This window comes from Paracoccus sp. P2, assembly GCF_046335115.1.
In the GTDB taxonomy this organism is placed as follows: domain Bacteria; phylum Pseudomonadota; class Alphaproteobacteria; order Rhodobacterales; family Rhodobacteraceae; genus Paracoccus; species Paracoccus pantotrophus.
In genome coordinates, this window is record NZ_JBGOSN010000031.1 from 21,942 (window position 1) to 46,578 (window position 24,637).

The 24,637-nt window shown below is 66.0% G+C and carries 22 protein-coding genes and 1 pseudogene; 7 read left to right on the forward strand and 16 right to left on the reverse strand.

Annotation, left to right across the window (positions count from 1 at the left end; genetic code table 11):
* Positions 1 to 856: 856 nt before the first annotated feature.
* A complete protein-coding gene (locus ACDP63_RS17330; RefSeq protein WP_028710375.1) occupies positions 857 to 1,969 on the reverse strand; it encodes a ParB/RepB/Spo0J family partition protein in 1,113 nt (370 codons plus the stop codon).
* A complete protein-coding gene (locus tag ACDP63_RS17335) occupies positions 1,962 to 3,371 on the reverse strand; it encodes an AAA family ATPase (protein ID WP_024845809.1) in 1,410 nt (469 codons plus the stop codon). The genes ACDP63_RS17330 and ACDP63_RS17335 overlap by 8 nt, the downstream gene beginning before the upstream one ends.
* Before the next feature lie 516 nt (positions 3,372 to 3,887).
* Here ACDP63_RS17335 and ACDP63_RS17340 point away from each other — a divergent pair.
* Positions 3,888 to 5,072 (forward strand): replication initiation protein, encoded by a 1,185-nt coding sequence (locus tag ACDP63_RS17340; protein WP_114669499.1) that lies wholly within the window; start codon positions 3,888 to 3,890, stop codon positions 5,070 to 5,072.
* A gap of 9 nt (positions 5,073 to 5,081) precedes the next feature.
* On the opposite strand, the gene ACDP63_RS17345 is transcribed toward ACDP63_RS17340, so the two are convergent.
* Positions 5,082 to 5,441, reverse strand: a complete 360-nt coding sequence (locus ACDP63_RS17345; protein WP_028710372.1) for an ArsR/SmtB family transcription factor — start codon at positions 5,439 to 5,441, stop codon at positions 5,082 to 5,084.
* Positions 5,442 to 5,504: 63 nt separating this feature from the next.
* Here ACDP63_RS17345 and ACDP63_RS17350 point away from each other — a divergent pair, with 63 nt between their 5' ends.
* The gene (locus tag ACDP63_RS17350) at positions 5,505 to 5,951 is read left to right on the forward strand and encodes an SRPBCC family protein (RefSeq protein WP_114669500.1); all 447 of its coding nucleotides are present in this window, start codon (positions 5,505 to 5,507) and stop codon (positions 5,949 to 5,951) included.
* Positions 5,952 to 5,989: 38 nt separating this feature from the next.
* Here the strand turns inward: ACDP63_RS17350 and ACDP63_RS17355 are convergent, their stop codons facing one another.
* The 8 genes from ACDP63_RS17355 to ACDP63_RS17390 all read right to left on the reverse strand — a co-directional run bounded on the left by ACDP63_RS17355 (position 5,990) and on the right by ACDP63_RS17390 (position 14,308).
* Positions 5,990 to 7,843 carry a sigma-54-dependent Fis family transcriptional regulator gene (locus ACDP63_RS17355; protein WP_123130409.1) on the reverse strand — a complete coding sequence of 618 codons (1,854 nt, stop codon included), beginning with the start codon at positions 7,841 to 7,843 and terminating at the stop codon, positions 5,990 to 5,992.
* A gap of 79 nt (positions 7,844 to 7,922) precedes the next feature.
* Positions 7,923 to 8,996 carry a 2,3-butanediol dehydrogenase gene (locus tag ACDP63_RS17360; RefSeq protein WP_409928367.1) on the reverse strand — a complete coding sequence of 358 codons (1,074 nt, stop codon included), beginning with the start codon at positions 8,994 to 8,996 and terminating at the stop codon, positions 7,923 to 7,925.
* A 9-nt stretch (positions 8,997 to 9,005) separates the two neighbouring features.
* Entirely contained in the window at positions 9,006 to 9,335 is a 330-nt protein-coding gene (locus ACDP63_RS17365; protein WP_028710369.1) for a carboxymuconolactone decarboxylase family protein, read from the reverse strand.
* On the reverse strand, positions 9,332 to 10,120 hold the full coding sequence (locus ACDP63_RS17370) for an SDR family NAD(P)-dependent oxidoreductase (protein WP_028710368.1): 789 nt from the start codon (positions 10,118 to 10,120) through the stop codon (positions 9,332 to 9,334). Before ACDP63_RS17370 ends, ACDP63_RS17365 begins: the two co-directional genes overlap by 4 nt.
* 49 nt (positions 10,121 to 10,169) lie before the next feature.
* Positions 10,170 to 11,273 (reverse strand): acetoin dehydrogenase dihydrolipoyllysine-residue acetyltransferase subunit, encoded by a 1,104-nt coding sequence (locus ACDP63_RS17375; protein WP_028710367.1) that lies wholly within the window; start codon positions 11,271 to 11,273, stop codon positions 10,170 to 10,172.
* A 1-nt stretch (position 11,274) separates the two neighbouring features.
* Positions 11,275 to 12,282 carry an alpha-ketoacid dehydrogenase subunit beta gene (locus ACDP63_RS17380; protein ID WP_024845818.1) on the reverse strand — a complete coding sequence of 336 codons (1,008 nt, stop codon included), beginning with the start codon at positions 12,280 to 12,282 and terminating at the stop codon, positions 11,275 to 11,277.
* Between the two features lie 13 nt (positions 12,283 to 12,295).
* On the reverse strand, positions 12,296 to 13,276 hold the full coding sequence (locus ACDP63_RS17385; RefSeq protein WP_028710366.1) for a thiamine pyrophosphate-dependent dehydrogenase E1 component subunit alpha: 981 nt from the start codon (positions 13,274 to 13,276) through the stop codon (positions 12,296 to 12,298).
* An 18-nt stretch (positions 13,277 to 13,294) separates the two neighbouring features.
* Entirely contained in the window at positions 13,295 to 14,308 is a 1,014-nt protein-coding gene (locus tag ACDP63_RS17390) for an ATP-NAD kinase family protein (RefSeq protein ID WP_024845820.1), read from the reverse strand.
* A 133-nt stretch (positions 14,309 to 14,441) separates the two neighbouring features.
* Here ACDP63_RS17390 and ACDP63_RS17395 point away from each other — a divergent pair, with 133 nt between their 5' ends.
* The 4 genes and pseudogenes from ACDP63_RS17395 to ACDP63_RS17410 form a co-directional block, all read left to right on the forward strand.
* Complete coding sequence (locus ACDP63_RS17395; protein WP_024845821.1) at positions 14,442 to 15,578, forward strand: hypothetical protein; 1,137 nt, start codon at positions 14,442 to 14,444, stop codon at positions 15,576 to 15,578.
* A gap of 214 nt (positions 15,579 to 15,792) precedes the next feature.
* Positions 15,793 to 16,269, forward strand: coding sequence for a hypothetical protein (locus tag ACDP63_RS17400; protein ID WP_231493220.1), 477 nt, complete (start codon positions 15,793 to 15,795; stop codon positions 16,267 to 16,269).
* The gene (locus ACDP63_RS17405; protein WP_231486932.1) at positions 16,263 to 16,676 is read left to right on the forward strand and encodes a helix-turn-helix domain-containing protein; all 414 of its coding nucleotides are present in this window, start codon (positions 16,263 to 16,265) and stop codon (positions 16,674 to 16,676) included. The genes ACDP63_RS17400 and ACDP63_RS17405 overlap by 7 nt, the downstream gene beginning before the upstream one ends.
* 325 nt (positions 16,677 to 17,001) lie before the next feature.
* Positions 17,002 to 17,226: pseudogene (locus ACDP63_RS17410) on the forward strand (TonB-dependent receptor plug domain-containing protein); the annotation flags it as partial.
* Between the two features lie 64 nt (positions 17,227 to 17,290).
* Here ACDP63_RS17410 and ACDP63_RS17415 read toward each other — a convergent pair.
* The 3 genes from ACDP63_RS17415 to ACDP63_RS17425 form a co-directional block, all read right to left on the reverse strand.
* Complete coding sequence (locus ACDP63_RS17415; protein ID WP_024845822.1) at positions 17,291 to 18,937, reverse strand: recombinase family protein; 1,647 nt, start codon at positions 18,935 to 18,937, stop codon at positions 17,291 to 17,293.
* A 19-nt stretch (positions 18,938 to 18,956) separates the two neighbouring features.
* Entirely contained in the window at positions 18,957 to 19,184 is a 228-nt protein-coding gene (locus ACDP63_RS17420) for a hypothetical protein (RefSeq protein WP_220180867.1), read from the reverse strand.
* Positions 19,185 to 19,322: 138 nt separating this feature from the next.
* Entirely contained in the window at positions 19,323 to 19,967 is a 645-nt protein-coding gene (locus ACDP63_RS17425; RefSeq protein ID WP_409928368.1) for a ceramidase domain-containing protein, read from the reverse strand.
* Positions 19,968 to 20,559: 592 nt separating this feature from the next.
* On the opposite strand from ACDP63_RS17425, the gene ACDP63_RS17430 reads away from it, so the two are divergent.
* Complete coding sequence (locus ACDP63_RS17430; protein ID WP_409928369.1) at positions 20,560 to 22,866, forward strand: AAA family ATPase; 2,307 nt, start codon at positions 20,560 to 20,562, stop codon at positions 22,864 to 22,866.
* A gap of 143 nt (positions 22,867 to 23,009) precedes the next feature.
* Here ACDP63_RS17430 and ACDP63_RS17435 read toward each other — a convergent pair whose 3' ends face one another.
* The gene (locus ACDP63_RS17435; RefSeq protein ID WP_074991450.1) at positions 23,010 to 23,693 is read right to left on the reverse strand and encodes a UPF0149 family protein; all 684 of its coding nucleotides are present in this window, start codon (positions 23,691 to 23,693) and stop codon (positions 23,010 to 23,012) included.
* Between the two features lie 716 nt (positions 23,694 to 24,409).
* Positions 24,410 to 24,637 (reverse strand): hypothetical protein (locus tag ACDP63_RS17440; RefSeq protein WP_409928370.1); only part of this gene is annotated, 228 nt, incomplete at its 5' end.

Genomic DNA, 24,637 nt, shown 5'->3' on the forward strand with positions numbered 1-24,637 from the left:
GCGGCTTTGAAACCGGCATGGGCGCATCGCGATGCGCCCATCGCACCGACCCGGTCGCCGCCCTTGGGCCGCGTCGCGCAACCCCGCGGTTGCCGCGACGCGGCCCCGGTTGTCCACGGCCAGCCCTCCCAACAATGTCCGGGCCGAAAGTGCAGCCTTTTGGTTCACTCCGCCCGCCGCCATTCGCTGAACTCCACGCGGCAGGCACAGCGCCAAGGCCGGGGATTGCCGACCGTCCCGGTGGTCCAATGTCGGGGCAGGAGGTAAAGCCTTCCGATCACTCCGCCCGCATCCATTCATCGGATCCCACGCGGCGGGTAGGGCGACAGGCCGGGGATCGCCGGCGCGCTGGTTCCACCCGACCAGCTTCCGCAGGCCCACCCCGCATCGGCGCCGTCAAGACTTCACCGCCCCCGATCTGCCACTCCACGCCCCCTGCCCTTTCCGCGACCCAAAGGCAGCGGCCATTGCGCGTATCCGGGCCGTCTGGAGGCACTTAAGCAACCAGCGCGGACCCATCTCGGCCGCCATAAAATCAGTTGGTTATCAGAGTTATCCGCATATGATCGAGATTTTGCGGATAACAGCAGAGGGGCCTATCTCACCCAATTCCCGCCAAGCGACGCCCCTTCCCCGCTTCAGGGCACCTGCCGCTCCAAGCCGGATACCGCCTTGGACAGCCTGGAACTCGCCGGCCCATCCCCGCGACCGGGCAGGTTGGAACCAGCCACCGCCAGGACCGGCCTCTGCTTATTGCTACCTTCCTTGGCAGGCTTTGGCAACAAGGCCGGGACCGTCAGGGCGTGATGCCGGTCCCGGCCTTGGGGCTCATCCTCAAGGTTTCGCTGCGAAACCCCTAGCCGTCCAGCAGCGCCTGGATCTCGCGCACCACCCGCTCCATGAGATCGTCGTCCAGCTGACCGCCCTCCAGCCTCAGGATATGCGCCTTGCCCTCTCTGCCCCAGCGGATCTCGACGCCGCCTGCGGTGCGCCGGGTCATGGCCTCGCTCCAGCCTTGGCGCGGCGCGTTGGAGCGCGGACGCCCCGCCCGGCCCAGCTCGCTGCGATTGCTCTCCAGAGCTTGCAGCACCGGCTCGATCAGGGCCCATTCCTCCTCGGCATCGCCGGGAATCCGCACGGACAGGGATTGCCGCAGCCGGGCCTCGGCGCCGTTGCGCAAGGCGGTGGCCAGGCGCAGGCCGCGCCTTTCGGTCAGCGCCTCGGGAAAGCGCAGCATGTCGCCCAGCTCCTCGAAGATCAGCGCGAATGAGCGCACCTTGGACCGCTTGGCCTTGGAGCCGGTGGCGAAAAGCTTGTTCACCGCGTCCTCGGTATTGGCGAAGGCGCCCTGGTTGGCGGCGATCACGGCGATGCGGCCGCGCTCGAAATGGCTCAGCTCCTCGCGGACCTCGTTCTCCTCGACCATGGCGACGAAAGCCTCGTCGGTCTCGGTGCGGGGGCGGATCAGGGCGCGGATCGTGGCATGCTTCTCGGCCTGGGTCAGGTCGTGCAGCGCCCGCACCGCATGCAGCCGGCGATAGCCCGAGAGCAGCCCGTAGCGCGGCCCCTGCCCTTCGGGCCGGTCGATCTCGAAGACCTCGATCGGCAGCCGCAGCCCATGCGCGGCGATGGACAGCCGCAGCTCCTGCATGTCCTCCTCGCTCATCACCATGCGGTCGCGGATCATCGCGCCCTCGTCGATCTGCTCGATCGGCAGCTCGACGATCAGCAGCCCCCGCTCCTGCGCGTCATGCAGCCGGGCGGCATCGGCATCGGCCCTGGCGCGGGCGGCGCGGCTTTCCACGCTTTCGGCGCTGGCCAGGGCGGCGCTGTCGGCGGCGACCTGGGCGATGGGGGGGGCGATGCCGCGGCCCAGGGCGGGCCGCTCGAAGGTTTCGCTGCGAAACTGCGCCTCGATCCGGTCCAGATCGGCGCTGCTGGGGGTCTCCAGCCTTCTGCGCTTAGCCATGGGCCTGCTCCCTCACCTCGGCCGCCTCGTCGGCCTGCTGCATCTGAAGATCGCGCCACCAGGTGCCCAGGATCAACTCCTTCACCTCGGCCCAGGTGCGGTCGAATGTCTCGCGGCCGCGGACATAGGTCTCGCGGTTGAACTCGCGGTAATCGGCCTCGTAGATGCCGTTCACCTGTTCGCCGGCCTGGCCGACCATGGCGGTCAGTTCCTGGCGATAGGTGGTCATGAAATCGCCGAAATAGGCCTGGATGACATTCGCCAGGTCGGTCTGCTGGGCGGCGTCGAAGCGGGTGATGATGGCCCGCACCGCGTCCCACTCGAAGCGCATCTCGGGCAGCCCGTCGCGGCGGCGGGCGGCGTTCTCGCCTTCCTCGACGCTGGCGAAGGTCGAATAGAGCATGTCGAAGAAGCGCCCGGTCGAGTCGAATTCCAGGAACGAGGCGCCCAGCGGGACCAGCAGGATGTCGGCCGCCGCCAGCGCGTTGATGGTCAGGTAGCCAAGCGCGGGGGGCGTATCGAGGATGATGATGTCATAGCTTTCCAGGATGCCGTCATTGGCCAGCGCATTGCCGAGCGCATCCCAGAGCGGCCAGCCGCGCAGGCCCATGCGCCAGACCGGCACCTGGAATTCGGCCCAGTAGAGGTTCAGCTGCGCGCCGAGCAGGTCGATATTGGGCCAATGCGTCTTCTGGATCAGGTCCGTGGCAGAAAGCGTCAGCGCCTCGGTCAGGGTCTCGTCGAAGGGCAGGGGGGTTTGGCCCGCCGCCTCGCGCACCCGGTTCTCGTCCTGAAGCGCCAGCGCATAGTCCTTGGCCAGAAGCGGGAAGGCCGTGGACCATTCGTCGGCCACCTTGCCGCCCATGATCGAGGTCATGCTGCCCTGGCTGTCCAGGTCGATCACCAGCACCTTGTAGCCGTCCAGCGCCGCCGACATGGCCAGATGCGCGGCGGTCGAGGTCTTGCCGACGCCGCCCTTGAAATTGGCCACGGCGATGGTCTTGGCCGGCAGGCCCTCGGGACGCCAGGGGCGGTATTCCCGGCCGGCCGCGCCCTCGGTCGCGAAATGGTCGCGCAGGCGCAGCACGTCGTCGAGGCTGAACCATTTCGAATTGCCCTCGCCCTGGCCCTGCGGCAGGTCGGGGTTCTTGAGCAGCACGCGGCGGAAATGCGCCGGCGCCACCGGGATCAGGTAGCGGCAGACCTCCCAGGTGGAAAAGCGGCGCAGCCGCTTCCTGCCGTCGGGGGCATAACCGCGCTCGGCCAGATCCTGGCGGCCCTTGGCGGCGAAGGCGGCGGCTTTCGCGAATCGGGCCGTGTCGATAGGCTCGGAAAGACGCTGGGCCGCCTTGGCCGGGCTGATGTTGAAATAGGGGGGAAGGGGGTCTTTGCCTGAAGACATGCCGCTACCTCTGCGATGTGCTGCTTCGTTGGATATTTTGGCGAAACTATTACACATCCCCGGCCGCAAGTGAATCGTTCTGCGAGGTTTCGCAGCGAAATTCCCCCGGAATCAGGAAAAGCAGCAGCGTAAAGTTTGGATTCCTTTCAGGTCTTTAGAATCTTTACGGGTCAAGAATCCGCGGTTTTTCATAGGGATAAGGACGATAAGGCACCCGTTTACAGGTCCAAAGGCACCTGTTTGCGGGACCAGGGGCACCCGAATCCGGGAGGTGGGGCACCGATTCGCGGGAAACCGGGTTTCCACATGCGGGATCGGCCGGAAGGCGCGGTTTTCTGCCTGTTTCGGCCCCAAGACCCGACTCCTGCGCCCTGTAAACGGGTGCCTTTCGCGGCCGGAAGCAGCAAAGGCACCCGTCTTCGGGATGGCGTTTCGCGGATCATGGGAACCCGGATGACTGTTGTGGCGAGGTACCTGATCGGGCATAATCCGCATAACGACAAGAAGGGCAGGGCGATGGGGGATATTCCTCGCGACCAGCTTTCGGGCGCGCTGCGCCGGGGGGCGGTCAAGAAGCATGTGGCGGCGATCCATGTCTCGGGCAAGCTGACGCTGTTGCAGCGCAAGCTGTCCAACGTCCTGCTGCTCAATGCCTATGACACGCTGATCAGCCGCGCGCGCCACCAGATCGACGCGCGCACGCTGTGCCTGATGATCGGCTATAACAGCAACGACATGGAGACGCTGAAGCAATCCCTGCGCGGCCTGGCCGAGACGGTGGCCGAATGGGACATGCTGGACGAAAAGGGCCAGCAGGAATGGGGCGTGTCGAGCCTGCTGAGCTATGCCAAGCTGAAGGGCGGGATCTGCGAATATGCCTATTCCCCGGCGCTGGCGGAAAAGCTGCACGACCCCAAGGTCTTTGCGCTGATCAACCTGAACATCCAGCGCCGCTTCACCAGCGGCCATGCGCTGGCGCTTTACGAGAATTGCTATCGTTTCGTCAGGACCGGCTCGACCGGCTGGTGGCCCTTGGACCTGTTCCGGCGGCTGATGGGGGTCGAGGGCTCGGCCTATTACGAGACCTTCAAGCACCTGAACGCCAAGGTCATCAAGCCCGCCGTGGACGAGGTGAACCGCACCAGCAACATCCTGGTCACGCCCGAGACGAGGAAGCAGGGCAGGGTGGTGACGGAAATCCGCTTTCGCATCAAGGAGAACCCGCAGCTGGCGATCCTGGACATGGACGACGGCGAGGGGATGCGGCACGGCGCCGTCTATGCCCGGCTGCGCGGCCTGGGGGTCAGCGACCGGCTGGCGCGGCAATGGCTGACCGCGCATGGCGAGGAGCAGGTGCTGGAAAAGCTGGATTATGTCGAGACGCGCAAGAACGTGAAAAGCAAGCTCGGCTACCTGACCGCGGCGCTGGAGGGGAATTTCGGCGCGACGCCCGAGCGGGCAGGGGAGGCGGCCCCCAATCCGCGGGCCGAGCGGCTGCGCCGCATCCTGGACGCGGTCAAGGCCCGCACCCCCACCCAGCGCGATGCCGACAAGCGGCTGTTCCTGGCGCAGCTGTCCGATGCCCGCATGCGCGAGGATTTCGAGAAGCACGGCTGGATGTCGCCGCTGAACGCCATCCGCATCGCCGCCTTCTGGGAAGAGATGTCCCCCGGATTGCTGGAGGGGCTGGACGAGGTCTGAGGGCCGCGCCTAGCCCGGCAGGGCCTTGTCGCGGTCCTGCGGCTGGCCGTCCTCTGCCGCGCGTTTCAGCCCGGCCAGCATGGCGGCGGCATGGGCGGCATAGGGGCCGATCCAGCGGTCCTGCAGGGCCTGGATCGGCAGCGCGTCCAGGTGGTTCCACCTTTCGCGGCCGCGGCGCTCGACCACGACCAGCCCGGCCGCCTCCAGCACCCGCAGGTGCTGCATGACCGTGCAGCGGTCCAGCTGCGGCATCGCCTCGCACAGCCCGCCGGTGGTCTGCGGCCCCGCCTTGAGCCGGTCGAGCAATTGCCGCCGCACCCGGTGCCCCAGCGCCTTGAACAGCGCGTCGTCCTGATCTTCTGTTGACATGTTATAGTTCTATAACATTATGGGATGCAGGACAAGGGCGGACAGAACCAGGAGGATCGTCGCATGGAACTGAAATTCACCGTCAGCGGCCGGATCGCGAAGCCGGTCGGCGAGGTGTTCGAGGCCGTGGTGAACCCCGACAGCCTGTCGCAGTTCTTCACCACCGGCGGGGCGAGGGGGCGGCTGGCCACCGGGGCCGAGGTGAGCTGGGATTTCCACGATTTCCCCGGCGCCTTTCCGGTGCTGGTGCAGGAGGTGGTGCCCAACGAGCGTATCGTCCTGCAATGGGAGGCCGAGGGCGAGCCGCGCATCTGGACCACCGTGACCATGACCTTTCACCCGCTGGAGGACGGGCGCACGCTGGTGCGGATCAGCGAATACGGCTGGCCCGAGACCGAGGCCGGGCTAAGGGGCTGCCTGGGCAATTGCGAGGGCTGGACCGGGATGCTTTGCGCGATGAAGGCATGGCTGGAACACGGCATCAAGCTGCGCGAGGGCTTCTACAAATAGGCCGGGCGGCTTGGCGCGGGCCGTTCCGGCGCCGGCGCCTAGCCTTGCCGGCGGTCCATCAGGCCGGCGCGGTGCAGCCTGCGGTAGAAGGTCGAGCGGTCGATCCCGGCCAGCCGCGCCGCCGCCGAGACATTGCCGCGGCACCGTTCCAGGAATGCCAGCAGTTCGGGCCCGGATTGCGGGTCGGGCTGCGCCGCGGGGCCGGCGATATGGCAGGGCAGGTCGCCCGGCTCGACCGGCCGGCCTTCGCAAAGCGCCGCGCATAATTCGCAGACATTGATGATCTCGCGCACATTGCCCGGCCAGTCATGGGCCAGCAGCCGCTGCCGGGCGGCTTGCGTGAAGCCGACCCTTTCCTCGGTGGCGGCGGCGATGCGGTCGATCAGCCATTCCAGGTCGCGGCGCGCGCGCACCGGGGGCACGTCCAGCACCAGCCCGTTCAGGCGATAGAACAGATCCTGGCGGAAGCTGCCCTCGGCCACCTGCGCGGCCAGGTCGCGATGCGAGGCCGAGATGACGCGGATGTCCACCGGCTCGACGCGGGTTCCGCCGACCGGCAGCACCTCGTGCTCGGCCAGAACGCGCAGCAGCCGGGCCTGCAGGGGCAGGGGCATGTCGCCGATCTCGTCCAGGAAAAGCGTGCCGCCATGCGCCTCGCGGATCAGGCCCTTCTTGCCGCGGGCATGGGCGCCGGTGAAGGCGTTCGGGACATAGCCGAACAGCTCGGATTCGATCAGCGCCTCGGGCAGGGCGGCGCAGTTGATGGCCACGAAGGGGCCGCGGCGGCGCGAGGACTGGTGCATCGCGCGGGCGATGAACTCCTTGCCGGTCCCGGTTTCGCCGCGCAGGATCACGCTGATCTTGCGGTCCACCACCTTGGCGGCGCGCTCGGCCAGGTGCTGCATGGCGGGATCGCCGCCGTGGATGGCGCGCAGGGGGGCGGGCAGGGCCGTGGCGGCGGTACTGCGCGGCGGGGCGGCGGGCGGCACGGCGCGGGCAAAGAGGATGCCGCCCGACTGCATCTCCAGCACCCCCTCGACCGGGGCCTGGGCCGCCGACAGCACCGGCAGATCCTCGAAGTCGTGGGCAAAGACATCGCTGAAGGGGCGGCCGATCAGATCGCCCCTTACCAGCTCATGCGCGTTATGCGTCATGCCGGTGATGCGGCCGTCCGCCCCGACCGCCACCGCCGCCATCGGGTCCACGTCCAGAAATTCGGGCGAGGGATGCAGGCGCAGGATCCAGTCCGAGCGATGATTGCAGGCCAGGTTGGCCATCTCGATGCGGCGGGCGCAGGATTTCATCACCTCCAGCGTCAGCGCCTGGCTGATCTTGTCCTGCGGCGCTTGCAGATGCGACAGGTCCAGCACGCCCAGCAGGTTGCCGCGGCTGTCGTGGATCGGTACCGCCGTGCAGGACAGCGGCGTCAGCGTCACGTCGAAATGATCGCTGCGATGCACGGTGATCGCCTGGCCCGAGGCCAGGCAGGCGCCGACCCCGTTGGTGCCGACATCGCGCTCGTGCCATTCCGAGCCGGTGATCAGCCCGGCATGGCGCAATTCGCGATCCAGCTGCGCATCGCCGATGGCGTCCACGGTCACGCCCCGCGCATTGGCCAGCAGCAGCACATAGCCCATCGAATTGACCCGGCGATAGAGATCCTCCATCCCGTGCCGGGCCATGCGCAGCAATTCCTCGGATTCCTGGCGGTGCTGGCGCAGCTCGCCCTGGGTGACGATGCGCGGCCCCAGGTGCCGGGTCGGGTCGAGCCGGTGTTCGTTCACGCAGCGCCGCCAGGACGCCAGAACATCCGGGTCGCGGCGCGAGGATTGCCCTTCGGCCGCGCGAAAGATTTCAAGGACATGCGTCCCCGTGTCCTGCATTCCTCCCATCGGCTCCTCCCAAAGCCCGGCGCGACGATAGCACGGCTTGGCCGCGCCGGGGTGGAAAACTTTGCCGCGGCGGCGGGACTCAGCGGGACAGGTCGATCAGGATCTTGAGCTGGGTGCCGGCGGGGTCCAGCAGCGCCTCGAACCCCTCGGCCACGGCCTGGTCCAGCGCGATGCGCCTGGTCACAACCCGGCTGGCCGGAATGGCGCCCGAGGCGATCAGCTCGATGGTGCGCGGCCAGCCATGGGTCGGATAGCACCACGAGCCGCGGATCTCGGCATCCTTGAAGGTCAGCTGGAAGAAATCCACGCTGCCCTTGCCCGGATGCAGCCCGGTCTGCACGATCACCCCCTGCTTGCGCAGCGCGTCGAGGCAGGATTGCAGCGCCCGTTCGTTGCCGACGCATTCCAGCGCCACGTCGCAGCCGAGGCCGCCTTCGGTGCCGGCGCGCACCCGCTCGCCCACATCCTCGCGCGCCGGGTTGATGGCGACGACACCCGGCACCACCTCGGCGGCGAGCGCCAGCCGCGTGTCGTTCACGTCCGAGACGAACAGCCGCGTCGCGCCGAAGGCCCGCGCGGTCAGCAGCGCCAGGATGCCGATGGGGCCGGCGCCCGTGACCAGCACCGAGTTCCCCGCCGTGATCCGGCCGCGGTCGCAGGCATAGACGCAGACGGCGGTCGGCTCGACCAGCGCGGCCTCTTCGTCGGTCATGCCGTCGGGGATCTTCTCGACATTGTAGTCGTTGAGCAGCGCCATCTCGGCCATGCCGCCCGAGACCCAGGACAGCCCGACCAGCGCCAGGCTGCCCGAGAGGTTGTGCCAGCCCCGGTCGGCGAAATATTCGCCGCCGCGCGGCATGATCAGCGGCTGCACCGCCACCCGGTCGCCGGGCGCGACCTTGGTCACGCCCTCGCCCACCGCCACGACCTCGCCGCCGAATTCATGGCCCAGCACCTGCGGGCCATGGGCGCCGGAATAGGGATGCGGCTGGGTGGGGATGAAGATCGGGCCCGAGGCATATTCGTGCAGGTCGGTGCCGCAGATGCCGACGAAGCGGTTTCGGATCAGCACCTGGCCGGGGCCGGGCCGGGGCGGTTCGGGGATGTCCACGATCCGCAGATCCCTGGCGGCGTGGAAACGCAATGCTTTCATGGGGATGCCTCACAATTCGTCATAGGCGGCCAGCGCCTTGGCGGCATAGACCGTGCCCGGCCCGCCGGACATCTCGATGGCGATGGCAAGAACCTCGACGAACTCGTCGCGGCTGGCGCCATGGGCCTTGGCCTCGGCGGTGTGGAAGATGATGCAATCCTCGCAGCCGCGCCCGATGGCGACGGCGATGGCGATCATTTCCTTCATGGCGGGGCTGACCTTGCCCTCGCGGTTGGCGGCGAGCATCAGCCCGCGAAAGGCCGACATGGTCTTGCCGTCGGCCTTGTAAAGCGCGGCGGCGCGCGCGTTCATCTCGGCCAGTTTCTGTTTCGCGCTCATAGCAGCACCATGCCGCCGTCGACGACCAGGCTTTGCCCGGTCATGTAGTCCGACCCGGCCGAGGCGAGGAAGATCGAGACGCCGGCCAGATCCTCGGGGCGCGAGGGGCGGCCCAGCAGGATGTCGGCGGAAAAGCCCTCGAAAGCCTCGTTGTCGCGGCTGGTCAGCCCCTCGTCCTTGAAGCCCTTGTCGATCAGCTTCCACATGTCGGTGGCGACCACGCCGGGGCAGATGGCGTTGACGCAGATGCCGTGCTTGCCGAAGGCGCGGGCCGCGGCCTGGGTCAGCGCCACCACGGCGAACTTGCTGGCCGAGTAATGCGCCAAGGGCTCGTAGCCCTGCTTGCCGGCGATCGAGGCGGTGTTGACGATCTTGCCGCCGCCGCCCTGGGCGATGAACTGCCGTGCCGCCTCCTGGATGCCGATCAGCACGCCCATGGCGTTCACGTCCATGACGCGGTGCCAGTCGTCCTCGGTGATGTCGTTGAACGGCTTGACCTGGGCGATGCCGGCATTGTTGAACATGGCATCCAGCCGGCCATGTTCGGCGACGGTGCGGGCGATCAGCGCGCGCGTGCTGGCGCGGTCGGTCACATCGACGGCAAGGCCGATGGCCTGCCCGCCCGCCTCGCGGATCTCGGCGGCGGTGGTTTCGGCGGTATCGGCGGCGATGTCGGCGATCACCACCCGGGCGCCGGCCTGCGCCAGCCCCTCGGCGATGGAGCGGCCGATGCCGCGGCCGGCGCCGGTGACGATGACCACGCGGCCTTCGACGGAATTGCTCATCTCTCTCCTCCCATTGCAAGGGGCCGCCCCCGAGGGGACGGCCGGCGGATCAGGCGATGAAGTCGCGGATCAGGCGGTTGACCTCGGCCGATTGCTCCATCTGCACCATGTGGCCGGCGTCCGGGATGACATGGCGCGACGCCCCCGGCAGGCTTTCGGCATGGGCGGCGGGGATGATCGCATCGGCCTCGCCCCAGATCACCTGGGCGGGGACGCCCGAGGCGGCCAGCGCCTCGGCCAGTTGCTCGGCCTGCCGGCCCTCGCGGAACAGGTTTCCGGCCAGTTCGGCCAGGAAATCCTGCACCCCGTCGAGGCGCTTGTATTTCAGCAGGTCCTCGACCATCGCGCGGCTGACCAGCGACTGGTCCCTGAACAGATGCGCCAGCACCGGCTTCAGGTCCTTGCGCCCGGCGGCCTTCACGAAGCCGTCGATGTAATCGGCATTGATCTCGGATCCGAGGCCCGCCGGACAGATCAGCGTGACCGAGGCCGCGCGTTCGGGGTGCCGGGCCGCCAGCGTGCCGGCGACCAGCCCGCCCATGGAATGACCGGCCAGATGCGCCCTGTCCGCGCCGATATGGTCGAGGAAGGCCAGGACGGTTTCCACCATCAGCCCCAGCCCCGCCGGGCGCGCCGATTTCACCGACTGGCCATGGCCGGGCAGGTCCAGCGCATAGACCGGCGCCGATTCCGCCAGCGCGTCGATGTTGAACAGCCAGTTGTCCAGATCGCCGCCGAAGCCGTGGATCAGCACCAGCGGCGCGCCCTCGCCCGGACGCTCGGCATAGCGGATGCGGCCCATGGGCAGGTCGGCATATTGATAGGCGGGTCCGGCATCCTCGTCCTCGTCGCCGGCCGAGGGGGCCTGATAGGCGGCGACATAGGCGTCGATTTCCGCGTCGGGCACCGATTCCGGCGCCATCACCGCCAGCAGCGCGCGCACCGGATAGGTCTCGCCCTCGATGCCGACGCGGCGGCGCAAGAGGCCCCCGTCGGCGGCCTCGACCACATTGGCGATCTTGTCGGTCTCGACATCCATGATCTCGTCGCCGGGCTTGATCTCGGCGCCCTCGGCCACGTGCCAGGCCGCCAGCTTGCCCTCGCGCATCGAGAGCCCCCATTTCGGCATCAGGATCGGGGTGATGTCTGCCATGTCAGTTCTCCAGCGTCTTGCGGACGGCCGCGGCGATGCGCTCGGCCGAGGGCACATAGGCGTCCTCCAGCGAGGGCGAGAAGGGCACCGGCGCATGCGGCGGCGTCACCATCTGGATCGGTGCCTTGAGGGCGCCGAAGGCGTCCTGCGCCACGGTGGCGGCGATGTCGGCGGCGATGGAACAGCGCGGGTTCGCCTCGTCCACGCAGACCAGCCGGCCGGTCGCCTCGACGCTTTCCAGCACCGTGTCCATGTCGATGGGCGAGAGCGTGCGCAGGTCGATCACCTCGGCGTCGACGCCGTCCTTCTTCAGCATCTCGGCGGCTTCCAGCGCGCGGCCGACCATCTGGCCATAGGTGACGATGGTGGCGTCGCCGCCCTCGCGGACGATGTTCGCCTCGCCGAAGGGGATGGCATAGGGCTCCTCGGGCACATCCGCCGTGCTGGCGTAGAGGTTCTTGTGTTCGAGGAAGATCACCGGGTCGTTGTCGCGGATCGCCTGGATCAGCAGCCCCTTGCAGTCATAGGCGTTCGAGGGGCAGACCACCTTGAGGCCGGGGATATGCGTGAACAGCGGCGTCAGCATCTGGCTGTGCTGGGCGGCGGCGCGGAAGCCGGCGCCGCACATCGCCCGGATCACCACCGGGGTTTCCGCCTTGCCGCCGAACATGTAGCGGAATTTCGCCGCCTGGTTGAAGACCTGGTCCAGGCAGACGCCGATGAAATCGACGAACATCAGTTCCGCCACCGGCCGCAGCCCCGCCGTCGCCGCGCCGATGGCGGCGCCGACATAGGCGCTTTCCGACAGCGGCGTGTCGATCATCTGCTTCGGGTGCTTGGCGTAAAGCCCCTTGCTGACGCCAAGGACGCCGCCCCAGGCGTCATCCTCGCCCTGCGCGCCGGCGCCGCCGACGATATCCTCGCCCATCATGATCACGGTGGGGTCGCGGCTCATCTCCTGATCCAGCGCCTCGTTCACCGCGTCCTTCATGCTGATGATGCGTGCCATGGTAATTCCTCCCTCAATAGCTCACATAGACGTCGGCGGTCAGTTTCGCGGCCTCGGGCAGCGGCGCGGCGATGGCCTCGGCCACGGCCTCGTCGATCAGCGCCGCCACCTCGGCGTCGATGGCATCGAGCTCGGCATCCGAGATCACCCCGGCCTCGGTCACTTTCTGGCGGAACAGCTTCAGGCAATCGTTGTGGGCGCGGTTGTATTCGTTCTCGCCCGGCGCCTTGTAGGTCTGGGCGTCGCCTTCGAAATGGCCGAAGAAGCGCACGTTCTTGCATTCCAAGAGCGTCGGCCCGGCGCCTTCGCGGGCGCGGCGGATGACCTCGCCCGCCGCCTCGTGGACGGCGAAGAAATCCAGCCCGTCCACGGTGATCCCCGGCATGCCGAAGCCGGTCGCCCGGTCCACGTAGCTGTCCGAGGCGGTGGCGTAATCGACCGAGGTCGATTCGGCATAGCCGTTGTTTTCCACCACGAAGATCACCGGCAGGTTCCAGATCGCGGCCAGGTTCATGCTTTCCAGCACCGTGCCCTGGTTCGAGGCGCCGTCGCCGAAGAAGGTGATGCCGACGCCGTCATGGCCCAGCTTCTGCGCCGCCAGCGCCGCGCCGCAGACCAAGGGCGCCCCGGCGCCCAAGATGCCGTTCGCGCCCATCATCCCCAAGGACAGGTCGGCGATATGCATCGAGCCGCCCTTGCCGGCGCAGCAGCCGGTGGCCTTGCCATAGATCTCGGCCATCATCGCCTTGACGTCGACGCCCTTGGCGATGCAATGGCCATGGCCGCGATGGGTCGAGGCGATGCGGTCGCGGTCGTGCAGATGCATCATGATGCCGACCGCCGTCGCCTCTTCGCCGGCATAGAGGTGGACGAAGCCGGGGATCTCGCCGCGGGCGAAATCGACATGCAGCCGTTCCTCGAAATCGCGGATGGTGCGCATCTTGCGATAGGCGTCCAGAAGCTGCTCTTTCGGCAGCGGAAACGGATTGGACATGAACTCCTCCCTTATGGTTCAGTCTGGGTTGCGGATGAACAGCCCGGCCGCGGCCGCATGGGCCATGCAGGCGGGCACGTCGATGGTGCGGAAGGCGTCGGGCACCAGCCGCACCGAGACCCGGTCGCCTTCGGTGAATGTCAGCTCGCGCTCGCCGTCGAAGGCCAGCGTGCCGGCGCGGATCGAGGGGGCATGCGCCCGGCCCGGTGCCATGCGCGCGACGCCGGCGATGCCCAGCCGGTCGATCAGCCCCGGCGCGATGGGGGCAAGCAACTGGCGCGGCGCGTCGGGCGACAGGCGGATATGGCGGCCCTCGGGCGTGGCGCGGTCCACCGGGTCGCAAAGCCCGGCGATCGCGGACATGCCGATGGCCTGCGGCAGGCCGAAGGTCACGAACAGGTCGCGAAAGCCCGTCGTCTTCCAGATGGCGCGGGCGCCGACGAAACGGTCCTCGACCACGGCGACATCGACCAGCGCGATCTCGCGCCGGTCGCCCATCGCGACCTCCAGCCATTTGTTCGGGCGCAGCGCCACGTCCGGGGGCACCTGTCCGGTCGCGGCCAGCCCCACGGCCAGGCCGGTGATCGTCGGCTCGCGCAGCTCCGGGAAGGCGTTGTTGGTGCCGGTCGAGACGCCCGCCACCGGCACGCTGCCGCAGGCCCCCACGACGACGCGGTTGGTGCCGTCGCCGCCCAGCACCACGATGGCCGCGACGCCTTCGGCCGCCATCATCCGGGCGGCGCGGGCGCTGTCCTCGGGCGTGGCGGTGACGGGCATGTCCAGGTAGCGCAGCTGCGGGAAATTGGCGTGGCCCAGCCGCGCCTCGCGCCGGATGCTGCGTTCCAGGTGAAAGCGGATGCCGCCGTTTTCCGGCATGACCAGCACTTCCTCGACCCCGGCCGCGGCCAGCCCGGCCATCATGCGCAGCACGATATTGGCGCGGTCGTTGATGGGCAGGTTGCCCGCATGCGAGATCACCCGCCGGATGTCGCGGGCCGAAATCGGATTGGCGATGATGCCGACCTTGACCATGTCCGTCCTCCCTGACCATCATGCAAGCAACGACCGTGCCAGGGTCTGCAAGGCGGGATTTCCGGGGATTGCGGGGCGCGGGTGTCGCAGCGGCTGCAACACCTGTCGCGCCACGGGGCAGGGAGGCAGGACCATGCAAAGGCAAGAGCCGCGCCAGATCAGGGGCCTGTCGCTGAGCCAGCAGATGCGGCTGTCGCTGGAGGTGCTGCGCATGGACGGGGCCAGGCTGCGCCGGCGCCTGCGCCACGAGGCGGCGGCCAATCCCTTGCTTGCCCTGTCGGCGGGGCCCGAGCCTGCGGCGGTCGTCTCGGGGCGGCAGGCGCTGCTGGAGCAGGTCGGGCTGATGCGCCTTGGCCCCGAGGAGGCGCGCATCGCCCGCGGCCTGGTGTATTGCCTGGACGAGCGCGGCTGGATCGCCGACCCGTTGCCCGAGATCGCCGGCTGGCTGTCCTGCAGCGCCGCGGCGATCGAGGCGCTGCTGCCCCGGCTGCAGGGGCTGGAGCCGCCCGGCGTCTTTGCCCGCTCGCTGGCCGAGCATCTGCGGCTGGGGCTCGAGGCGGCCGGGCGCTATGACCCGATGATCGCGACGCTTCTGGACCGGCTGGACCTGGCGGCGGCGGCGGATCTTGCCGCCATCGCCGGCCATTGCGGCTGCGACCTGGAGGATGCGGCGGGGATGCTGGAGGATCTGCGCCGGCTGGCCCCCTGTCCGCTGTCCGACGACCCGGCGCCGGCGCCGCCCGAACTGGAGCTGACGCACGAGGGCGAGCTGCGCTGGATCGCGCCGACCGGGCTGGCGCTGCGCGATGGCGCGGCGGACGGGCCGGGCCGCATCGCCGCGCAGGCTCTGGTCGCGGCGGTCGAGGGCCGGGCGGGCACCCTGTGGCGCATCGGCCTGGCCCTGGCCGAGGTGCAGGGGCCATGGCTGCTGGGCCGGGGGCGGCTGAATCCGCTGACCATGACCGCGCTGGCCGAAAGGCTGGGGCTGGACAAGAGCACCGTCAGCCGCGCGGTCGCCGGGGTGGCGATCCGGGCGCCGCGCGGGACCGTGCCCTTGCGGGATCTGCTGCCCGCGCCGGTCAGCCCGCGCCTGCCCGGCGTGGGCCGCGAAGCCGTCCTGCGCCTGCTGGCGGCGCTGATCGAGAACTGGCCCAGGGCCGAGCCGCTGTCGGATGCGCGGCTGGCCGCGGCCCTGGCGCGGCGCGGCATGCCGCTGGCGCGCCGCACCGTCGCCAAATACCGCGCCAGCCTGGGCAAGCCGCGCCGGTAACGGGCGGCGGCGATTCCGTGCGGCGGCATCCTGCCGATGCCTCGATCCCCTGGATCGGCAAGGCGGATTCGCCGGGACGGGGGCCTTTGCGATGCGTGCCGCCGCGTCGGGCCGGCGGGCCGGCCTGCAATTCAGGGTTTTCCAATCAACAATTTGCGATGCCGGGCTCGTGGCGGTGCCGGCAATATCCAGCAACGCATCCAGGCAGGAGAAGATGCCGCCCCATAAGGGGTTTCGCCCCCGGATGGAGACCCGCATCCACGGGTTGCGGACCCTGGCGCCGCTGTCCTTCCGCCGCTTTTGCGGCGCGATCGCCGATGTCTGGTCGGTGCGGGGCGAGGCGGGCGGCGGCGGGCTCTACATCGCGCCGGACCCGCGCATCGTGATCTTCCTGGGCGAGGCACCGCCGCCGCTGGCGCTGCGCACCGGCGCGGACAAGGCCGAGCATCGCGGCATCCAGGCGCTGCATGTCCCGGCCGGCCTTCCGCTGCGGAGCCGCATCGAGGCGCGGCATGAAAAGATGCACCTGGGCTTTCACCTGGAAAGCGGTGCCTTGCAGCAGCGGCTGGCGGCCGCGAACATCCGGCCGGACCTGTCCGTGCCGCGGCTGATCGGGCAAGCGGCAGCCTGGCCGACCTTGCCCAGCTGGCGGCCGACGCGGTCCGGTCCCCGCGCCGGGGCGACATGCTGATCGATGCGCTGCTTTCGGCCACCTTGGGCGAGATCTTCGCCACCGAAGCCGAAACCGGGCCATCCGCCCCGGTCAGCGGCGGGCTTTCCCTGCGCAGGATGGCCGCCCTGGAACGCCACCTGCACCAGAACCTGAACCGCCATGTCACGGTGGCCGGGATGGCCGGGCTTTCGGAAAGCCGGTTCTTTCACGCCTTCAAGCAATCGTGCAACGAGACGCCGCAGCGTTGGCAGGCCAGCCTGCGGCTGAACGCGGCCTGCGAGATGATGCGCGATACGGCCCTGTCGCTGGCCGACATCGCCTATGCGACGGGCTTTGCCGACCAAGCGCATCTGTCGCGCGCCTTCCGCGCCGCCCATGGCATGCCCCCTTCGGTCTGGCGCCGCATCGCATTGCAGGATTCCTGAACAAAACCCAGTGGTCCCGTTCAAGACAGCCGCGGAATACCCGAGTTCATAGCTCGGAAACTTTCGCGGACAGAACAGGTCAAGATGAACAAAGCCCAACCGCTCCTTCTCGGTGTCAGCGTGTTTGCCGTCGCGCCGACCAGCGCCTTCGCCCAGGACCAGCAGGATCCCCGCCAGGCCTTCATGGGGGCGATCGTGCTGGACACCGTTGCCATCGCGGGGTTTGAAAACCCCCAGCGCGCCGCTGGCGGGCAGGGTCGTACGTTCCTTGGCCATCACCAAGACCGGCCGGCCGATCCTGGCGACGCAATCCTCGGTCTCGGTCGTGCCGCGCGCCCAGATCGAAGAGCAGGGCGCGACGAACCTTTCCGAGGCGCTGAGCTATTCCGCCGGCATCGTGACCGGGAATTATGGCGGCGATCCGCGATTCGACAGCCTGTTCCTGCGCGGCTTCAACCTGGAGAACGACAAGTTCCTGGACGGGCTGCGGCTGATGCGCGCGACCCAGTTCCCGACCAGCGCCCCGGTCTTCGAGCTTTACGGGCTGGACCGGGTCGAGGTGCTGCGTGGCCCGGCCTTGGTGTTTTACGGGGCGGGATCGCCGGCGGGCCTGGTCAACATGGTGCAAAGCGCGCCCCCGCAACCATCTTTACTTGCGATCCACCCCGCTCTCCGGCGGGGTTTTTCGTTTGCGCGGAAATCTCAAGGATTCCAGCAAGATCGCCCTGAACGTCGATCTCAACCTTGCCGTCGACGGGCGTCAGCACGATCTTGTCCACCAATGAGCGCAGGATGTCCGCCGCCTCGATCCGCTTCTCTTCCTCTTCGTCCTGCAAGGCTTCATAGAGCTGCTGGACCCGCTTGCGGTATTGCAGCGCCATCGAGGGGTGCAGCAGGGGCGGGGGCTCGTCGGCACTGGCCAGGAAATCCTGCAACTCCACCTTGCGGGCGCGCAGCTTGTCGCCGCGCTCCTTGACGGCCTCGATCGAGATGGCGTCCCGCATATAGAGGTCCATCAACTTCTCTTCCTCGCGGGCGATCCGCTTCAACTCGGCCTCGGCCTTGTCGATGCCAGCGCCGCTTTCCATGCGCAGCCGGTTGGTCTCCCTCGTATAGGCGTCGCAGAACTCGGCGAAGAGATCGGGATCGACAAGGCGGGTGCGCAGCGCGTTCAGCACCCGCGCCTCCAGCTCGTCGCGGCGGATGTTCATCCGGTTGTCGCAGGTGCCCTTGTTGCGCGCGGTCGAGCAGCCGATCAAGTCCTTCGAGATCGCCGAATAGCCGCCGCCGCAGCAGGCGCACTTCGTCAGCCCCGAAAACAGGTATTTGGGCCGCCGCCGGTAGTTCACCTTGCGCACGTCGGCGTTGCCGCGCGCGTCCCGCGCGACGGTATTGGTCTTCTGCCGCGCCTTCACGGCGTTCCAGAGATCGTCGTCGAGGATGCGCAGTTCCGGCACCTCCTGGATCACCCAGTCCTCTTCCGGATTGAGCCGGGCTTGGCGCTTGCCGGTATCGGGATCCTTGACGAAGCGCTGGCGGTTCCAGACGATCCTGCCGACATACATCTCGTTGTTGAGGATGCCGTTGCCGCGCTTCGGGTTGCCGTTGATGGTGCTGAAGCCCCAGTCTCCGCCCGAGGGGGCGGGGATGCCGTCCCTGTTCAGGGCGACGGCGATGGCCTTGGCCGATTTGCCGGCGGCATAGTCGCGGAAGATTTGGCGCACCACCTCGGCCTGCGCCGCGTTGATCATCCGGTCGCCGCGGATCGGCTCGCCGTTGCCATCGAACGTCTTCACCACGTCGTAGCCGTAGGAATTGCCGCCGCCGGACTTGCCCGCCTCGACGCGCCCGCGCTGCCCGCGCCGGGTCTTGTCCGCCAGATCCTTCAGGAACAGCGCGTTCATCGTGCCCTTGAGGCCGACATGCAACTCGCTGATCTCGCCCTCGGACAGCGTGAACATCCTCACGTCGGCATAGCGCATGCGCTTGTAGATGCCGGCGATGTCTTCCTGGTCGCGGCTGATCCGGTCCAGCGCCTCGGCCAGCACCAGGTCGAAGCGGCCGCGCGTCGAATCCATGACAAGCGCCTGGATGCCGGGACGCCGGATCATGCTGGCGCCGGAGATGGAATGGTCGGAATATTCCTCGACCACCTGCCAGCCCTCCTTCTCGGCCCGCAAGCGGCACATGCGGAACTGATCGGCGATCGAGGCCTCGCGCTGTTGGTCGGAGGAATAGCGGGCGTAGACGGCAACCTTCATGGCGGCTCTCCCTGTCGGATCAGGAGGCGCCGGGTTCGCTTGCTTTCCGCTGCGCCTCGAAATTGTCTCTGGCGGCCTGTCTGCCCAGCAGGCGCACCAGTCTGACGAGGCGCGGGTCGGGATTGCCGCGCGGCGTGAAGCCGAGTTCCGGCTCGCCGAGCAGCAGGGCGTCGAGCAGCGCCTCGCGTTCGCTCCGCGTCATCGTGGCCTGGGTTCGGGAAGCTGGCAAGGTCATAATCGCCAGCATCGGCACAGAGATCCGCTTAAGCAATGGAAATCGCTGTGGAATAATCGGCGGTGAATGGCATGGGCCGGGATGCGACAGGGCAGGGTGGCGTAGAGCGGCGCGTTCCGGCGTCGTGCAATGACTTGCCGGAATCCGGGATCAGCGCAACCGATGCCGGCGCCAGACCTCGATCATCCAGCCCAGCATCACCGCGTTCAGCACATGCCACAGGAAATGCGTGCCGAAGGGCAGGGTGCCGCACAGGGGCTGATCCAGCGTGCGGAAGGTCAGCGAGACGATCAGGATGCCGGCGCCGATGGCGAGGCCGCGCGCCGTTTCCGGCAGGCGATTGCGCAGCAGCACCGCATAGACCAGGATCAGCAATGGCACCGGCGCATAGCTTGCCGAGGAGCCGAGGCCGGGGATCATCGCGAAGATCGGCACCGTCGCGGCGGCATAGGGGATGAAGCCCGCCGTCACCAGGGCGGCGATCCAGGGACGCGCACCGAAATAGTCGCGTGTGGCGGCGAAGACATAGAGCAGGATGAAGCCGAGGATTGGCAGCACGTCCATCAGCCCGGTCAGCCGGTTGGCATGGGTGTGGAACAGCCAGGAGCCGAGGCCGATCACGAACAGGACCGCCGCCAGTGCCCGGCCCATCGCCATTTCCGGCCCGCGCAGCCGCGGCCACAGGACCAGGGCGGCGATCAGGAAGGCCATGTTGGTCAGCGCATTGATCGGCTCCGACCAGTAGTCTGGGCCCGTCCGTTCGCAATAGGCGTCCACAGGGGCAAGCCAGCTCATCGGAAGCCTTCCGGACACAGGCCAGGACGCAGCCTTGTACGGTGCGGTGCCTGAGGTGGTGCCGGTTTCTGAGACAGGGGCATAAGGTGGATCGACCGATGAAAAGGACGATCCAGCATGAAGACACGCAGACGGTTTACGGCCGAGTTCAAGGNGGACCAGTAATCCGGGCCGGTCCGTTCGCAATAGGCGTCGACAGGGGAAAGCCAAGTCATCGGAATGCTTCCGGACAAAGGTCAGGATGCAGCTGTGCGGGGCGCAGTGCCCGCGAGGCCGGGGCGATATCCGTGATCATCCATTGTCGTCCATCCAGGCTCATCGTCCCCGTGCAGGATACGGACCCAGGCGAAGGAAGGTAAGTGCTGCGCTGTTGTGAAGGTGGATCGCCACACAGGGCGGGAAGCGGAAGTTCGCCGCGCCTTGGACGAACGGCAGCTATACTGCAGTGTGCAGGCATGGCGTTTGTGGTGTCAGACCCGGGTACGCACAGTGCGGCCAGCATTTGCCGACGTCGGGAATTGTTGGCAACCCATCGTAATATGTGCAAGCATGTTAATGTATTATGATCGCAAGAAATTATGGCGGAAGAGTAATGCCAGAAAGCACGATTTTAGAGAAGCTGGCTTACATCACGGGCGTTGGTATTTGGCATGGCCACAAACCTGAGAGCCCTGATGCCGATTTCGCAAGCAAGACCATTGTCTATGGGTTTAACGGAACAGGGAAGACCAGCCTGTCCCGCGTCTTCTCCTCACTGGAAGCAAACGCTCCGGTCGATGGCCTCGGCAAGGGTGCGTCGTTCAAGGTCAAGTTTTCCGACGGCACTACCGCGACAGAAGCCGATTTCATGCATCCGCTCGGAAACCACCTCTTAGTCTTCAACTCGGACTTCATTTCCCGAAACTTCCGGTGGGACGAAGGTTCGGCGTTGCCGATCTTCCATATCGACGAAGAGAACATCGAAAAGGTGAACGAGCTTCGCCAGCTGGAAGCCGATCTGGAAACTGCCTCACCCGAGGCTCGCGCAGCCAAGACAAGGCAGGACACCGCAGAAAGAGAATACAAAGACAAAGGCACCGAGATCGGCGGACGCGTTCGCGAAGCCAGGGGCACTGGCTACACTCAGCAATTCAATAGAGGAAATGTCGATCGCGAGTACTCTGAAAAAGAGTTCACGGAACAAGACAACCTCGCGGAAGACAGGATTGACGAGTGCCGCGCAATCATTCGTCAGTCCGAGCCTCTCCCGAAAATCAACCTAGCACTCGAACTGCCGGAGAGTTTTCAGAACGAGTTGCAAACTGCTTGTGAGCTGGTGCGGCGGGACTTCTCCGCGCAGCTTTCGTCTGACCTCACTGCCCACCCCAACATGTTGGCGTGGGTAGCAGAAGGCCACCAATACCATGAAGAAAACCAGCTCGGGTCATGCCTTCATTGTGGCAATCAGATATCAGACCAACGAAGAAAGACCCTGGCGGCCCTGTTCAGCGAGAGCTGGCAAGAGCAAACAAACGCGGTCACAGCAGCTATTGAATGGTGCGGGCGGTCACGTTCGCTGCTCAGAGGATGGCTAGAGGGATTTCCATCGCAGTCAGCCATTCAACCCACTCTAGCCAAAGGCTTCAGCGAGGTCGAAAAGGCGTTTCGCGCTGAGCTTATTTCCACCGGCACGGCGATAAAGCAGATGCAAGAAGCGCTTGCGGAACGCCAACGGAACCCTATGGAAAGTCAAGCGGTTCCCGACAACGTGACCAAGCTCTTGGAAGCTGACTGGTTAAATGGATTCAACGATTCCAAGAACCGTTTGCTCACCGTTATCAGTGAGCACAATTCCATTAATGATCAGTTTAGGCAGCGCAAAGACGACGCCGCCAACGCGTTGAAGGGCCATGTGCTTTTCGCCGAGCAAAATTCATACCGCCAGTTGAAAAGAAAAGCGGAGGAGGCTGAAAAGGTTGCTCAAAAGGCACAAAGCACGGCGAAAGTCCTGAAAGAGAAGGCCGAAACGTTGCGCAATGCAATTCGCAAACATGGAATTGCGGCCAATGAGCTCAATAAATTACTTCACGAGTACCTCGGGCACAACTCTATCCGGTTAGAGGCAAAGGACGAAGGGTATCAATTGGTTCGCGCGGATGGCTCGATCGCGCAGAACCTCAGCGAAGGCGAGAAAACCGCGCTTACCTTCTGCTTCTTCCTAACTCAATTTGGCGCCGAAGGTCGGGACAAGAAGAAGCTCGTTGTTGTAATCGACGACCCGGTGTCGAGCCTCGACAGCAATGCCCAGACCTACGCGTTCGGCCTGATCAAGAAGCACACCAAACGTGTCGCGCAAGTCATCCTGTTAACCCATAACCTTAAGCTCATGCACATGGCGAAGCGGGCCTTCTTCCGGGGGGTCAACTTCGGCGATACGGTTCCTCAAGGATTACTTTTCGTGGATTGCCGCGACGACGGAAAAGGCAGTCGCAAGTCTGCGCTGGTGAAGATGCCGTCGCACTTGGCGAAGTACGACTCAGAATACCAATACCTTTTCTCTGTTGTGTTCGGGGCTTCAGACCAGCTGAGCACCGACTATCTGTATTTGTTGCCCAACGCGATCCGGAAACTTCTAGAGATATTCACAGCATTCGCCGCACCAGACAAATCCAGTTTCGCCGAAGCGCTATTTGACGACTCTGGGAAGATCAACGGGTTAGATCAGGCGGAAATGAACCAACTTGAGCGAGTTTGTCAAATTGAGTCGCATGGTGACATTGAAGCTGTGAATTCGCTTCCGGCACTTACCGTCGAAGAGAGCCATCGCGCAGCAAATGGCGCAATGAAATATATTCGGGAGCGTGACAGAAAGCACTACGATGCAATGCTGCGGATTGTGAAGAAACCGGTCGCCGACTGAAAGCTGGCAGTAGTGCGCCATTCAAGGCTGGATGTGGTCGCTCGCTTCGCATAGGGCGATGGGCAGCAATCGAGCTGGGAGCGACCATCCGCTGCGACAATCATGAGTGAGCGCAAAGGGCCGTGAGAGACTTGGGCGATCGGTCAGTTCCGACCGCAACATTGCTTGTATTTGCGGCCCGCCCCACAGGAGCATGGGTCGTTCCGCCCGGGCCGGGGACCGGCGTTGAACGGCATCTCGGAACGATTTGCGGGCTCCATGCGGGAAAGCTCGGGACGAGACTGATAGAGTATCGTCGCAACGCAGTTCGGGATCAGATTGGGTGCTTCAAGGTCGATTTCGTCGATCTCCTCATCCGTGAACTTGCTGTGGCCAGTGTATATTTCCTGAAGCGCCATCAAGAAGATCATCGTCGTCCGCGTCTCTTCGTCGGCCTGAGCGAGCAGTCGATCCCAAGCATCCGGTCTTAGCCCCATAGCGCGAGTGAAGCCATCGATCCAAGGCTCCCACATCACCTCATCACTGTTGGGGTCAACCTCGTAGATGGGTTCGATCCAAGGTGAGCGGGTCATCGCCTCCGCAACCGAGTTGTAGTGAGCCATGACCGCACCGACCGTGGCTTCGGCGGTTTTCTGATCGGGAAAATTTGCCTCACCTGTCTCTCCCCAGACATGGGACATCCATTCCGAGGGCGGGATCATATCCGGGCAGGCAAGAACACCGACTACGTAGCCATCAAGTTCACTGAGCGTCATGGGCATGTTCTCGATGGGCAGCGCATGCAACAGCGCGCTGAGACGCTCGAGTTCCTGATCGGACTGGTCCATAAATACCTCCCGGTGTTGCTCGGAATTTTTTACTCTGCGCGACGCCAACCCGCAATCCGCGCGAAGCCTGCTTCAAGCTCGGACAGGAAGATTGCTGCAGGCACCCCGAATGTCCGCAGTGGTGAAGCCGCGACGTAGCATCAGATCGTCGCGCCAACGTCTGCAAAGTGCCGTGAGTGCCTAAGAACTCGCTCTTGTTCACCGTGTTCCCAGCGGGTGTTATTTGCCTAACTTGATGCTAATTTCACAAAGGACCCCGAGGACCAAGCCGAAGAACACCAACGCTGAACCTTGCGAAAGCCAGAGCGCCGACTGTGCCATAGAGGTCCGATCAAAGTCGGGGGCCAGCACATCGGGGGCAACAACGAACGATCCGATGATCGCTACGATGCCAATAGCAACGGCCCCAACGCCTGCGATCCTACCAAATTTTGTGAACACCCTTCACTACTCCTCGATATAGCGAGCCACAGCGCGAAAATCAGCTCTTTTCCGCTTTCCGGGCTTGCCATGCGAGAAGGGTCGCCGCAATCACAAATGACCGTTCTGGGGAAGCCGCACCGCAGCGACCAGCTCGGGTGTGAAAGGCAGCAATGGGCCGACCTTGCCTGTCCGGGGGCAGATCGCCCGGCTCGGCCAAACCTGCCACTTGCTGTCCCGCAGCGAGTTGCTCGCGAGTCCATTGCTGCCGTTGGAGACTGATCCGGCGCAAATGATCAGCTCTGGATGTTCCGTCCACTGTTTCCAGGTGTGGTCAACCGGCTGTACTCGCCACCGAGCTGCAAGGTGAGCGTCCCGGTCGGCCTTGTTACCATGCCGACCATCCCCATGTGATGCGAATCAGGGCAGGCACCACCATCAACTGACCGTGGACGACCTGCATCCGCCCTGGCATCGCGGATATCCGGGTTTCTTCGGGGCTCGGGCAGCGGCCTCGCCATCCG